The 14,537-nt window shown below is 53.0% G+C and carries 11 protein-coding genes; 8 read left to right on the top strand and 3 right to left on the bottom strand.

Going from position 1 to position 14,537, the window contains the following annotated elements; genetic code table 11:
- Positions 1–185: 185 nt before the first annotated feature.
- The 3 genes from R3C20_15025 to R3C20_15015 form a co-directional block, all read right to left on the bottom strand.
- Complete coding sequence (locus R3C20_15025; GenBank protein MEZ6041817.1) at positions 186–1,160, bottom strand: Gfo/Idh/MocA family oxidoreductase; 975 nt, start codon at positions 1,158–1,160, stop codon at positions 186–188.
- The gene (locus tag R3C20_15020; protein MEZ6041816.1) at positions 1,150–2,709 is read right to left on the bottom strand and encodes a carbon-nitrogen hydrolase family protein; all 1,560 of its coding nucleotides are present in this window, start codon (positions 2,707–2,709) and stop codon (positions 1,150–1,152) included. The genes R3C20_15025 and R3C20_15020 overlap by 11 nt, the downstream gene beginning before the upstream one ends.
- A gap of 274 nt (positions 2,710–2,983) precedes the next feature.
- Positions 2,984–3,718 (bottom strand): phage integrase N-terminal SAM-like domain-containing protein, encoded by a 735-nt coding sequence (locus R3C20_15015; protein MEZ6041815.1) that lies wholly within the window; start codon positions 3,716–3,718, stop codon positions 2,984–2,986.
- A 789-nt stretch (positions 3,719–4,507) separates the two neighbouring features.
- On the opposite strand from R3C20_15015, the gene R3C20_15010 reads away from it, so the two are divergent.
- The 8 genes from R3C20_15010 to R3C20_14975 all read left to right on the top strand — a co-directional run bounded on the left by R3C20_15010 (position 4,508) and on the right by R3C20_14975 (position 14,241).
- Positions 4,508–4,897: a hypothetical protein gene (locus tag R3C20_15010; GenBank protein MEZ6041814.1), complete on the top strand. Its 390-nt coding sequence runs from the start codon at positions 4,508–4,510 to the stop codon at positions 4,895–4,897.
- An 843-nt stretch (positions 4,898–5,740) separates the two neighbouring features.
- Positions 5,741–6,463, top strand: coding sequence for a HEAT repeat domain-containing protein (locus R3C20_15005; protein MEZ6041813.1), 723 nt, complete (start codon positions 5,741–5,743; stop codon positions 6,461–6,463).
- A gap of 418 nt (positions 6,464–6,881) precedes the next feature.
- Complete coding sequence (locus R3C20_15000) at positions 6,882–7,232, top strand: hypothetical protein (protein ID MEZ6041812.1); 351 nt, start codon at positions 6,882–6,884, stop codon at positions 7,230–7,232.
- A 6-nt stretch (positions 7,233–7,238) separates the two neighbouring features.
- Positions 7,239–8,120 carry a YitT family protein gene (locus R3C20_14995; protein ID MEZ6041811.1) on the top strand — a complete coding sequence of 294 codons (882 nt, stop codon included), beginning with the start codon at positions 7,239–7,241 and terminating at the stop codon, positions 8,118–8,120.
- 434 nt (positions 8,121–8,554) lie between these two features.
- Entirely contained in the window at positions 8,555–8,719 is a 165-nt protein-coding gene (locus R3C20_14990) for a hypothetical protein (protein ID MEZ6041810.1), read from the top strand.
- A gap of 538 nt (positions 8,720–9,257) precedes the next feature.
- Complete coding sequence (locus R3C20_14985) at positions 9,258–9,500, top strand: hypothetical protein (protein MEZ6041809.1); 243 nt, start codon at positions 9,258–9,260, stop codon at positions 9,498–9,500.
- Between the two features lie 3,631 nt (positions 9,501–13,131).
- Entirely contained in the window at positions 13,132–13,446 is a 315-nt protein-coding gene (locus R3C20_14980; protein MEZ6041808.1) for a hypothetical protein, read from the top strand.
- Between the two features lie 426 nt (positions 13,447–13,872).
- Positions 13,873–14,241 carry a hypothetical protein gene (locus R3C20_14975; GenBank protein MEZ6041807.1) on the top strand — a complete coding sequence of 123 codons (369 nt, stop codon included), beginning with the start codon at positions 13,873–13,875 and terminating at the stop codon, positions 14,239–14,241.
- The last annotated feature ends 296 nt before the right edge of the window (positions 14,242–14,537 follow it).

Below are 14,537 nucleotides of genomic sequence, written 5' to 3'. Positions count from 1 at the left end.
TGTGCACTATTTTTTCGACTACTTCTTACTTGCATCGCTTTGTTCACACTTTGGCTGGCGGCCTGTTGAAGAACGGGACCGGCTCGAGCAGGAGACCTTAAGACACGACGGTTTCCGGCCATCCATCCTGCCTGTCCCGGTTTTTCAACGGACAGCTAGAGGCGCCAAAGTGGTTCGATGTGAATTCAGGTGGCAGCGTTTGCGAGCAGGTCGCAGACATATTGGGTGTCTCGCGACAGTTTCAGCCACGCGTGTTCTGTGGTGCCTTCCGCCGCCAGTTTGCAAAATGCATCGATCATGCATTCTTCCTGAAGTGGGTGGGGGATCACCTGAGTAGAACCTTTGCCGTTTCCATCGACGATGCGAAGTGTGGGCTGATCCGGATTCCATGGCTTCGTGAAATCACTGCAGACGAGGGAAGCGTTCGTGCCGGCGATTTCTATCCAGCGACGTCGAACGGTGTCGAATCCACACTCGAACGATGCCATGCTGCCGTCTTCGAACTGCATCAGTCCGTTCATTCGCTCATCAACATCGCCTCGAAATTTTGCAAAAGCGCTGACTCGGATGGGCAGACATTGTTTGATCAGGAGCGTTGCACCGACGCAGTACCAGCCAAGATCCAGCAATGCTCCGCCACCAAGTTCCTGATTCCATTGAAGATTGTCTGCAGCGAGCTGATCACCAGAGAAAGTGAAGACGCTGTTGATCTGCCGGATCTCTCCCAGTTCGCTGCTGCGTGCAATTTCGACAAGCCGTTGTGCTCTGGCTGTGTGATACCACATCACACCGTCAAGCAGCACGACGTTATTTTGCTGGCAGGTGGAAATCATTTCATCAACCTGATGCGCATTGCAGCCCAGTGGCTTTTCGCACAGCACGTGTTTCCCCGCCGCGGCGGCACGGATGGTCCAGTCCCGATGCATGGACGGGGGCAGCGGAATATAAACAGCGTCGACATCGGGGCACGCAATCAGCTGGTCATAACCTTCCAGTGCTATCGGGATACCGTGCCGTTCAGCAAAATCCTTTGCGCGAGCCTGGGATCGACTGGCCACGGCTGTAACCGAGGCGATGGAGGTCGCCTGCATTCTGGGCACGACGGACTCTGCAATCCGAGCTGTTCCCAGGATACCGAATCGCAGGTGATCAGACTTCATGAGACTCGCCGTCTTCGATGTAGACCACTTTATACAAATCCTGCCGACGGTCGTTCCAGTTCTGAACGCTGCCAGCGATTTTGTGCCTTCGCAGCTGTTCAACATCCACGTCGTGAATAATCATTGTTTCGATGTTGGCATTGCATTCGGCCGCTGTTGCGTCGCGAGCGAACTCGGCGTCCGCCGGAGTAAAAATGGCCGATTGCGCGTAATGGATGTCAGAGTTTTCGACGAATGGCAGGTTGCCTGTGCACCCCGCGACGGCAACATAGACGTGGTTCTCAACACATCTCGCCAGTGCGCAGTGGCGAACTCGCAAATATCCGTGACGGGTATCCGTGTTGAACGGCACGAAAATAATCTGAGCACCTTTCTGGGCAGCGATGCGGACAAGTTCCGGAAACTCTATGTCGTAGCAAATCAGAATAGAAATGGGTCCGCAGTCGGTATCAAAAACGTTGACGCGCCGACCGGGGGTTACGCCCCACCATTTTCTTTCACTGGGGGTAATATGAATTTTTTCCTGCTTCCCAAGCGTCCCGTCGCGACGGAACAGATACGACACGTTGTACAGGTACTCTTCTTCCAGAACAAAATGTGAGCCACCGATGATGTTCACGTCGTACTTGACGGCCATTTCGGTGTAGAAGTCCAGGTACTGCGGTGTGAACTCAGCAAGCCTGCGTGCGGCCTGCCCGGGTCGCTCACTTGGTGCAAACGAAAGCAACTGTGTTGTGTGAAGCTCAGGAAACAGAACGAAATCACTTTTGTATTCGCTGGCGGTATCAATAAAGAATTCACACTGCTTCGCGAATTCATCAAACGAATCAATGGTCCGCATTTGATACTGAACGACAGCCAGCCGAATAAGCTCTGTTGTGTGACCGTAACGTCGTCTCGCCCCTTTCTGGTAGTCCAGGTTCAGCCATTCCAGAAACGAGGCATATCCGCAACTGGCGGTGTCGGATGGAAAGTAATCGGCAATCAAACCCTGCAGAACAAAACTGTTGGCAAGTTGAGCTGTCAGCACGGGATCGTAAAGGGTCTTGTCCATTACGTCATCGACGTATTCACGCGCGGTCATTCTTTCGGCGTGCTTGTGGTAACCAGGTATGCGTCCAGCGATGATGATTCGCGCAATATTTTTTTCGCGGCAGAGCTGTTTGCGGGCATCGTACAAGCGGCGAGACAGTTTCATCCCCCGAAAGTCAGGGTGCACCATGATTTCAATGCCATACAAGGTGTCGCCTTTGGCATTGTGATTTCTGATGTAGCCACCATCCGCAACTTTCTTCCAGTCGTGCCAGGCCAGATTCGGATCGTATTCCAGCATCAGGCTGCATGATGAGGCGGCGACCTTACCGTCAATCTCGACGACCAGCTGGCCTTCCGGAAAAGTCGCGATCTGGCTTTCAATCTGATCTCGCTGCCAGGGGTGCATGCCCGGAAAACACTTCAGTTGCATATCGACGAGTGCATCGAAGTCGTCGATTGTCATCTGTCGAACGGCAGTCTTCCACTCGAAGTCTTTCAGATTCAGTTCAGTCACGGCATGCTTCCACGATTTTCGTTGATAACGTTGTCAGGTACTACCTTTATAGAAGACCTGCCTGTAATGTCACTCTCAGCGTCGTTACTTTGATTGAAGATTTGTGTTCAGAATGGGGGCCGAAGGCTGCTGACCACAACTGGGTCTGACACATTTCTTCACGACAGTAGTTCTTCACGGCCTGAACCGTTCGAATATTGCTGCCTGATTCCAACAGGTGCGTTCCAAAACTGTGCCTGCCGCTCGTTTAACCCGACCCAAAGGGGAGGCTAAGTCAGGCGAGGTGTCTGTCCCCTATTGCCGAACTGGCCCGAAGGCTGCTGAGCACATTTGGGGGCTCTGCGATCGCGTACGGCAGCCAGACATGTCCGGCGCCCATCGCCAGATCCTTCCGATGTTGTGTCGTTACGAAATCGATGTGCTTTTGCAGCGCGGCAACGCAGCGATCGGGCAGAGGGACCGCTCTGTCATTTTCACCCTTTCCGTCCCTCACCATGATCTGACGCCGCTCAAAGTCGATCTCCTTGATTCTTAGCCGACACACTTCCAGTAATCGCATGCCCGTGCCGTAGAACAGTTCGATCATCAGACGTTCAGTTGAGCCTGCCGGACATTGTTCGATAATTCTACGGACTTCGTTCACGGACAGAACGGTTGGCAGTCGCGAGGGCGTCTGCGCGTGGACTCCGTCAATATTGCCCGGCTCAATCTCCAGCACCTGCCGATACAGGAACACGATGGCGCACAAGGCCTGATTTTGAGTACTGGCCGATACCTTTCCTGCGACGGCCAGGTGAGTCAGAAACTGGGCGATCTTTGCACCGTCCAATTCCGCCGGATGGATCCAGGTGCCATCCTTAGTTCGGTGAAAACTTAAGAACCGAATGACCCAGTCTGCGTAGGCCTTTTCCGTGCGGATGGAATCGTGCAGCAGTCTGCATTTATGACGCAGTTGGTCCAAATGCCGCGGTTTTCCGGTGGCCAGGCGATTCGGTGTTTCATTCTGCATTTTGGATCTGCTTCCACCGGGAAGCAAAGAGCTTACGTGCTGCTCCTGGACACGTATGTTCTTTGCATTGACACTGTTACGTAGGGGTCGTACATTTTGTCGACTGAATTTTCAGCACCAACAACTTCGGGCTTAGACGGAATCCGTCAGATTTAGACGGAAAAAACCTTTCCGCCTAATTCGCCGTTTCCGTCTAAAATCTGTTATGCGATAATTTTGGACCCAATTTCTAATCTGCTGTTTCCATCAGTGCGGACGCTCGTTCGTAAACAAATGACAGAACAAGATTCTCTGGACGAAATCAAACAACTGCTGCTCACGTATCATGGGATGGAATCGGCGTGCGTTTTTCGTGTCCCCGACAGGCACGAAGTCTGGATTCGCTTTCGCTGCAGTGATGCATCGTCAATTCGATCGATTGCAGCAGAGTCCGTCTGGGCGAATGTCACGATCACACTTGGAGACCCCAATACCACTCTCTGTGGAGAACCTGCTGGCGTCTCCGGCCTACCGTGCGATTTGCAAATCCATGATACGGAAACACAATCCCCAACTCATGTCGAGAGATTCGGGGTCTACATATCGGCCAATCTCGCCAAGAACGGCTTGATCAGCAAAGAGAGACTTGAGACCTTACACTCAAGGTGGAAAACAAGGCTCGGTAATCGAAAACGAAAGCCGCCAATCGCATAACAATGCGATGCACGCCGAGTTGCGGTGGTTTGCTTTTCACACTTTACAGCGTCGCTCGCCGCAACCGGGTGATCGCGGTCGTTCGCATTGAGAGCCATGGGAAAGCCTGCCGAAGAAGTCATCGCGGTGAAAAAGTCCATTCCGTCCGAGTTGCGACACTTCTTCGAATACGTTTGGTATACGGGCATTGCTGGACATGCAGATTGGGCAGAAACGGTCTCCGATGACATGATTCAAAATCAGAGCATCGCGCCCGTGACCGGTGGTCTGTGTGACAAGAAGGCTCGGCGGTTCAATTTTTACTATCGGCCATGCGAAACACCACCCTGCACTTGGGACATCTATCTCTTTGACAACGAGATTGAAGATATCGCAAAAGGCCGCACGCTAGACCTCACTCTTTGGAAATGTGAGCATGGCGCATGCCGTAACCTCTACACGTACCCTATCTATGCAATTTGCAACGAACCACGTCCAGAGCTATAACCCTTATTAGATCAGGCACCGCCTGCTGTTGCCCACTTCTTGATTCCATAGCACATTGGTCAGCCAGCAGAGTCCACTCGTGCAGTTGACTCCCAAGACTCAATCGCAAATGCGAACAAGGCGCTGAACCCGAGTGGCCGAACTGGTTTTTTTGGTATGGAAGCTCGCTCGCGGCCACCGGGTTAGCTTGAACGTTCTGTCTTACTGCACGGCTGACTGATTTAGATTTACCTTGCGCCTCATTCAGCTTGCTACTAACGTGAAACCAAGGAGCAAATAGATGTCACGGATCAGACTCCTTTTCATTGTCATCGTCACCTCAAACCTGCTCGCCGTGACGACGAATGCTGCTTTCGCAATACTGATTCTGCTTCCTTCAGCTTCGAATGTTCCGTTCTCCCGTGATTATCCTGAGCACGCGCGCAAACAAGTCCGGGCGGCTCTTGAGACCGAGAACTGCGGATTCATTGGTGGTCGCTCTACTATGAGGGTCTCTACCTTACACTTCGCCGGTAACACGACGGCGATTAACGATCAACTTCAGAAACTTGCCAGCTGTCCCGCCGCTACTGTCTCCGTTTCTTTCGAACAGATTGATCACAAATGCGATTGGCGGATCGTTCATTCCGTGAAGGACAACATGTTTCGGGTGGTTGTCAACTTGGAATCGAACCAGATTGAACTCGAAGAACTTAGAATTCCGCCTGCCAAGGGGCCTGACTTAAAACGCTAACCCTCGCATTTCGACAGAACTAAGCCGTGAACCGGAACACTCAATCACGCGGCATCTGAAGTCAAAGTCTACCGTTCGTGCCCGGTTACGGCGGTCGTTAGGGCCATGCCATGAGAACCTGTGTCAGCACACTCGTCCTTGTCTTTCTGATGGGAAGCGTGTTGGAAGTGTCAGCCGCGGATGACCACCGATCGCAGACCATTGATCAACTACTGGACGAATTTGAGAAGACAGAAGTCGATTGGCGGCAGCTTGAGGTAGCCAAGCGAGTCGTGAGCCGTCGGGACTCTCGCGTTCTACAGCGTCTCGAGCCGTGGCTGGAGAATGAGGACAGGCATCTGCGCGGGAATGCGGCGTTCATTTTCGCAGGATTGGGCGATCCCCGTGGACTCAAGACGATTGGTTCCATCCTGAGCGATCGCTCGGAGCGGCCCGAAGGTCAGGGCATATCAGGTGGTAAGTTCAGTGTTGAGGCCCAGATTCGAGCTGATCGTTACTATGCGGTGCATCTGCTCGGAGGGTTGAAGGATCTTGCTGCTGTAGACCTGCTGATCCCATTCCTGGACGACGCCGAGATCAATTACAACGTGGCTTGGGCTTTAGGCGAAATCGGTGACGCGCGCGCTACTTCGCCATTGATTGACGCCCTCGATGATCGTGATGCGTTGGTTCGGGTCTGCGCCATCAATGCGCTCCTGAAACTTCGCGCGACTGAAGCATTACCGAAGCTCCGGCAGCTCTTGAGCGACGACGCAATGCCGAGTGCGGGAGACCGCGTGTCTGTCGCGGAAACAGCCGAAGCGGCGATCGCGAAGCTGCAGAAAGAGCCCTAACAAGGCGGTCAACCGGAGCGGCGGGCGGCGGTTTTCCGTATTCCAAGGTCTCTTGTCGCCGCCCGGTTACCTCGGGCGTTAATCGCGGCGTCCGTGCCGCGTTTAACGCGTTCGGATAAGCTCCCGGAAGCTTTTTCGGGCGCGATAGAGCGTGGAGTTCCTCCACACGCAATGCTTCGGTCACCCCGAAGCACCACAGAATTCTGTTACCTTATCGTAGTTGTAAGTCTCTCGGGACTTGCGACTAACAATCGGATGAAGCAGATTGGCCATGGACTCGATCGAGGATGGAACCTCGAGAACGCCAATCCGCTTATCCGAACGCGTAATCTGGCTACCCACATTCCCCGAACCAGAATGCAACACCCGGTGTCAACCATCAAAACGACACTCTCCTCGCACATGGAGGCGTGGGACAATGCGCGACGAGTTTCTGCGTACCCTATATATTACCACCACATTTGACACGTATTGCAACTTCTTCAGCGATGACTGGGGCGAACGGATCGATCGGCTCACCGCCAGGAAGCCCAAACTCTCGGAAATTGCATTCGATCTGATGATGGAATGGCGAGCTGCTGCGTACACCGCGTCGCTGCCAGTTACCATTCTTGAACACATGAAGGCGTTCCATGATGGCTTCGTCAACACCGGCGAACTCAACACCAACCTTCTCCGTCTCGCTTCCCCCAGCAGTCAAGAACCCGCTGCTCCAAACGGTTTTCATGGATTCTTTATACGGCAACAACTCACCCACCTTCACGGATGAATCTTCGTGCGTCGACCCTTGATTGACTACGGCCTGAACCTTCTTGCTGGCATCTTGTACGCCCTCGCTTTGAAGTACTTCGTTCTTCCTTCCAAAGTCATCCTGACCGGAACGGAAGGCATTGCCACGGCATTGTCGTACTACTTCGAGAGTTACTGGCTCTTCATCGCGCTCTACTTGCTGTTTCAGTCGGCGTTGCTCGCCTTCGCGTTCGCACGCGTCAGCCGAGTCTTTGCACAACGCTCGCTTCTCGTCGTTGGCACCGTCGGTGTGGGACTCGCCGTGCTGCCTGAACTACAGTTCGCGCAGCCAGAACCTCAGAACGAGCGAATCATATTGGTTCTATTTGGTGGGCTGCTTGCAGGTGTTGCCAAAGCACTCGCTTTCACCCACCGTGGCTCCACCGGCGACGAGGACATCCTTGGGGCGTATTTTGCCGTCAAGTACCTGAAGCCCGTCGGCTCGATTGCGATTGTTGCCGCCATTGGTTCCACTGCCTTCGGCCTCGTGATGGACCTCATAAAGAACGGGCAATTCGAATCGGTCGTCAACACAATGATGTACACGTGCATTTACATCTTCGCGTCCGCCGAAACGCTCAACAACCTGTATCGCAAGTTCAAGATCACCATGCTCGCGATCATCACGCGCCGGCAGAAGGAAGTCGGCGCGGCAATCACAAACACATCGGCACATCGAACGTACACAACGCATCAGGGCACCGGTGGCCACAGCGGCGACCCATTTGTGGTCGTCCGAACAATTATCACACACGAAGAGCTACCCCAAGTGATTGCCGCAATACAATCTGCCGATCCCGACTGTTTCTACTACTATCACGACATCGAGGGTATTTCTGGTCGCTACTATATCGCCCCGATTGGCTGAGTTCTCTGGTAGTCCGAAATGCCGTACAAATCGGTCAACCGGAGTTAGCTCGCCTTTCGGTTTTTCAACGTCGTTTCCTTCGTTTACCGAACAACATTGGTGCCATCCACCTAATTGACGGAAGCGGTTGCTGCTATTAGAGTTCGGGCGAGATCGATGTTGGCTTTCTTTTGAAGGATTTGTGCGATGCCGCGAGTGAATCGGGTGGAGATTTGTGCTGAGGATGAGGTTCAGGCATTTCATTTGATCAATCGATGCGTGAGGCGGACGCATCTTTGCGGCGGGATCGTCGGTCCGGGAAAGACTATTCGCATCGGAAGGAATGGGTTCGGGAGCGGCTTGAGGAGTTGGCCGGCATCTTTGCGATCGATGTGCTCACTTTGCGGAGCTCAGCAATCACCTGCATGTGGTTGTGAGGACTGGCCCGATGTGGCATGAAGACGTGGTCGGATGACGAGGATGGAACTCTGCGGTGGTGGAACGCCAATGTTTCCTCAGCGGCGGATGAATCCGGAACCGCCGCTGAGCCCACAGAATTCGAGCTCAACGCCATCCGCAACGACACGGTCAGGCCTGAAGGGTTAGCCCGCGGCGGTTGAAGCGATATTTCGTGGTTCATGCGGTGTCTGAGCTGAGACTTGCCGCAGCTTCTCGCCGGGCAAAAGGATGACAACGTGAATCCGGGCTCGTTTTTGGGAGGGCCGCTTTAAGGCTCAGCCACTTGCTCTTCAAAACGTTGCTATCACGGCCTGCATTGCGTATGTGGACATGAACCCAATTCGAGCAGGCACGTCGAAAATGGACTCCCGAGTGAAAGCGACTTCACCAGCGCTGAAGGACGCACTCGACGATCAAGCCTGAATCCGCCATGCAAGGTCGCATTGCTGCGGATGCTCAGGACGCGGTTCAAATGCTAATTGACAACGAATACGGACATCAGCATCGAAGAGGTTCCGGATGGCATTTGACAAACCGATTTGGACGCTAAATCCGTCGAATTCAATGTGTCGAAGAGTTCGCGAAGCTTGTAACGCTCGACCGAGCCAGCAACAAGGCGTGCTGTCTAGCGTACGATGACTATATTGGTCCGCACTACCGGATCGTGGCAGAACAAAGCGGTCGAACTGGAGCCGGCCGATGACGCGATTTGTGAAATCACAGCTTGGCAAGACGGTTCCATCCGGCATCTACCTGCCGATCCCGTTATGCGTACTCGAAGTCAGCCGCCGAAACCTGAATCACAATTCTACATCATTAGAACTGGCCGCAAACGATTTCGTTCAGAAGCCTGGACTGCCATACCAGACTACGGCCAGTCATTCTACGAATGCAAACCCGACGCCAGTACCAGACGACGTCAACACCGAATTCGTGACTTAACACTGATACGTATCCTCAATCCGATTGGTGGGTTATTTTCACTCGGAACCTACGAATGGTGAGATGGCACTGATGAATGAACTTGCACCAATCCGCTTACGTCGGAATCGCGTTAAGGTCCAGCGAAACGGCTCACCTGATGAGGTCGTCGTAATCGGAGCTTACCCGTGGCAGCCGAGTGACACATTCGCCTTTCGTCGAGAAGGCTTCGCGTAATGGATAGTCCGACATCCATCCACCCTTCGTAGTGCCGACAACGTTCTGATGGCTAAGTTTGACCGCGCGGGACGGCGTCAGGTTCATTCAACTAGCCTTTGCAGCGATTTATCAACTTGCCTGCCGGTGCTGCACTAATTGCCGGAAGGCAGTGCTGTGATCCTGCATCGCATTCACCGACAGTTCACAATACCAAGCAAATATATCCGACGCTCCGTGTAAGTTTTGGTAGCTTCAGGGCAAGTCGAATTGATGTAGTCGCAAACCGCTACATTATGGCATCCATTGCACCAAGTCATGAAAACGCCGCCACAATACCTGTTCTCTTATTCGTACAGTTGGATATGGTTTTTTGCGGCATGCTCGCCTTCGGTCTCCCACCGAATTCGTCTTTAGCAGTTCTCGCAATTTTTGGGGCGCGGTTGGGGTGTCTTGTTCGTTGTCGTTGGGAGATGGTTCACAAGCGGCGTGACAACGGAACTGCGGATGGCGATGGATAACAAAAAATGCGAAGCCGAGTTGCGGTCGCTGCCAAATTTCCAGTTGAGAATCAATGCGCCGCAACCGATGCTTTAGGATGATTCCTCCGCAGGTCATGCCCGCTAAGTTGCCAAACAAACTGACTTCGATCGTATCGTAGCGACTTGGATGCGCATGCACTGGAATCAAAGTCTTCGGTTCGTGCCTCACGTTACGGAAGAGGCGTTACCTCGCAAGATTTGAAGAATGCCCATATGAAGCCTACCAGGAAGATTTTATGTTCATGGGCGGCAAGGCGTTCGCATTTATTTTCCGGTGATTGACCGCTTCCTGCGAAGAACAATCGAACTGCCGGAGGACCAGCGAGGAGATCGTCAATCATGGATCTTCCGCAGTGTGTCAAAAATCAATTTGAGGGCGGGAGTTCCGTCATGTGCAACACTTAAGGCATTCAGTACTGAGCTTATGCGACTTCATGCTGAAGAATATCGACTTGTTTGCAGGCGACTGGAGCGTGCTAAAGAAATCCAAACACAATGGAATCAACTCAAACTGGCGGTCGAGCACAATGTTTAGCGTGGATGAGCGGACGAACCATGCCATGCACGAGAGTGGCGGTGGCCAGCGTTTTGTGAAATCGAAGTCAACTCTCGCCAGCCCGTGATGCGGGTCGTTCTGTCAACAGGACCCGAGTAGTGACGCGAATGAATCCGTATGAAACGCCGGATCACAGTTCGAATCCCGAGGAATCGCCGCCGCATGGAAATCCATTTCGCGAATCATGTTCATTGAGTGCTGATTGTTGTCGGAATCGTGCTGCGGCTGGTAGCGTGGTTGCCTGGAGAATGGAACAAGTAAGATTCTCGCCCTGTAACCACGCTCCAATTGAGTAATTTCAACATCGTACTTTACCAAGCCCTGTGGTCTGCTTAGCTGTCCGTTGGAAAATCGGGACAGCGACGGTGTTAACAGAGATCAAGTTTCAGATTGGAGATTTGTATTTCGAATTCGCCGTTTATGTGTGATGGTGGGGGCGGCACTGCTCGCTCGGGATCAGCAAACGGGGGCTGGGCCCCTTTTCAACTCACCGTCGCATCGCCTTTTGGGGTGAAGGCGATGCGACGGTGAAAGACAGCTGGGCTCAGACAAGCTCGTAGTCACCAACAGGTGGTGAAGGATCTTTCAGAGCTGATCCGTACGAACGAGCGTATTGAGGATCGTGATGAGTTTCGCATGACAGCCGTGAGTGCCACCTTCTTCTGCTTTCCTACGGCCAGCAATCGCAAATACGAAAACTCTTCATGCGGGAGTTAAACTGTGCGGCAGACATCGCCGCCATATAAAAAGCATTACGGCGAACTCTCCCGAACACCCTCCGACTGTCTTTCGCCTGTGGGAGGACTAGACCGGAATCACTGGCGACTGATCAGACGACTCGACCAGCTTTGCGTTGCCTGCGATTGAGTTTTCCCAGCTCGGGGAGTTCAGCAGAAGACGTCTGACAGTCACCCGGCCCGATGCCTTTCACACAGAGTTGAGTATTTCGACTCTGCGTGTGTGGGACTCATCGTTTTCACAGCCCCTGCAATGCGTTCGTCCAGTGTTTTGAGCTGTTTTCTGAGTGGTTTCAGAACCATATCATCAACGCCCGAGTTTCCTTGTCCTGAGTCTGATGCAAACGATTCTGCTCCTGGTTGATCAGATCAAGGATCTGTAGTCGCCGTTCTGAAGCCGCCCAAGCCGGACCTGTTCGTCCGACAGTGGCTCTGCAGCGGCAGGCTTAACGATTTCACTCTCAGCCGAATCGGACGATGACCTCAGCATCGGGTCGGTCTTGAAATCAATGCGTCCGATCGCCTCGGGCAAGTCTCGCTGACCTGTCGAGTTCGACAGCCAATGCAATACGATGCTGATGAAAGTTCAACGAGCAAATCGCGACCTTTATCTTGCGGTCGAAGCACTCTCCAAAACGACAATCAGGTTGTGCTCGGTCACTCGCCCAGCGACTGAATCTTCACCGGTGGGTCGCTGCTTGATTCGTTGCTGCGATGGTCCGGACACGATGGCCCTGATTGTCTGCGATGTCGAGTCCTTGTCTTTACTCGCCACATCGATCCCCACGAGGATATTCAATCCCGATTGGCTGCTTGACTGTTCATTTTGTCCCGCTTCCTAATATTCGACAGGAATGATTACGCTGGTTTTCGCGCAACGCTGATTGCTAAATCCAGTCGATCGGTTCGGGTTTGAAATGAAGACGACCTGCGATCCGGCTGTCCCACGGTCTCAAAAGGAACCAGGCACGATACGTCTGGCGCCGTCCACACTCGAGTTGCTGCTCGGTGGGACTCTCAACCGGATAACGAGAATAATGGCCGATCGTTCGGCGGATGGGAACATCTGGCAGAACGTCGAAACATATTAGGCACGCAGGGCGGCTTTAAACCGCGCGGTTTTGAAATGGACGCTCGCCCGCGGCGGCCGGGGTAGCTTTTTCGTTTGCCAATCACCGCTTCTACGAAAACGCAATTGAATTCTCGCTTCAGGTTTTGTCCCAATGCGCCGACTTGCACCCATGATCCTGGGGATTTGGACAATGAGAATCGCTCGTCGCGATTTCCGGGTGATTGTGCTGGTACATCTGCGCCGAACGTGAAAGCGACACGTATCGCTGTTGCTGATTCGACACTTAATCGCGAAGAGGGTCTCAAAGCAATCCACAGCTTGCACGCTATTGTCAGACTTGATGATCAGGGTGGCATCGAGGAAGTTTGGTTTCAAGATCCTGCGGCATGTTCTGCCAACATGCCCGACGGGCGTGGATCATTGCGAATTTCGTATTGGTAAACTCGTTCTTCCTCAGCGAAGAACTCGGATGGAGGCACGCCAGCCCAACTCGGCTTGACGCCACAAGCGATTCACCTGTATATCCGACATGGGTCATGAAACGCGTGAGCTAACGAATGATGATCTAAAGTGGGTTACTGCGTTTCCCGAGCTAAAGCGACTGAGCTTTGCAGGGTGCGATGAAATTACTGATGCCGGAATGCATTACCTGGAACCGCTCAGCCAGCTCGAAGAACTGGATGCTTGCTACACTTCGATCACGGGCGACGGATTGACCGTTCTAGCTGGAAATGATCGGCTCCGGCACCTCAACCTGGTTGATATTCGGCTACTGGATCGTGACCTTGTGAGGTGGTACAGGTTCCAGGGACACCTGAATATTCCTATTCTGGAGTCCATATGAAAGGACATCAGAATGGCTCGGAAGAAGAAATCATCAGTGCGTAAATCGACTCGCCGGCGCACACGGATGAGTTCAAGGAAGAAGCAGTGCAGTTGCTTCTGGATGGGTACACTGCACCAGGTTGTTGACTGCCTGGGCATTTCAAACGTCAACGTTTTGTATCGCTGGAAACAGGAGCAGCTGAAAAATTGGTCCGGTAGCAAGCTCTTGGAGACGAAGGTCAAGGACCTCGCGCCGATCTGCGGCGTGTCGAGCGAGAGAGGGATATCTTAAAAAAGGTTGGGCATATTTTCGGCCGCAACGAATAGCCGACGTCTATGCGGCCGTGGAAGCCACCGTTCAGGAAGGTCATGGAAACGTACTCCGAAGCTTCTGTCGCCATCTTGATGCTGAACCGAACTTCGTTTGTTTACAGGCGACTGGGCGATGCTGAAGCCCACAATCTTCGAAGAACAATGGAATCAACTCAAACTGGCGGTCCAGCACGATATGTTTACGTCACTTCAAGCGTGGATCGCCGCCGCTACGGGAGCTCGTCGGATTGCCGAAGACCTCAAGGAGATGGGACATCACTGTGATCGTAGAAAGGTCTCGAATGTCATGAAAACACTGAGATTAAAGGCAATTCAACCGAAATCGTTCGTTCCCAAAACGACAAACAGTCGCCATCGGCTGGGATATTCGCCGAACCTGCTGCTCGATGCCGTACGCACCAACAACGATCAATCAAATTTGGGTTGGAGACATCACTTACATCCCGCTGACGGACGGTACGTTTGTTACAGGCGATGCTGATGGATTCAAAGTCAGCGGATCGTTGGTTACATCTGGATAACATGACGGAACAAAGCTTGTTCTCAAGGCACTGCGTTCGGCCATCAGAGACCGCCACCTGACGTTGATTGCTTCATCACACGGAGGCGGCTGGTACGCCAACGACTACCGATCGCTTCTTCGCCGAGCAGACGTAAAGCAGCATGAGTCGTCCTGACAACTGTTATGACAACTCCATTACATGAAAAGCTGCTTCGGAACCATCAAGAACGAACCGAGATGACCGAACACAAAGAGGGCTGAGGCGAAAGAGTCTC

It is taken from the genome of Planctomycetaceae bacterium (assembly GCA_041398825.1).
Taxonomy (GTDB): domain Bacteria; phylum Planctomycetota; class Planctomycetia; order Planctomycetales; family Planctomycetaceae; genus F1-80-MAGs062.
This window is presented reverse-complemented; position numbering and strand designations above follow the sequence as displayed.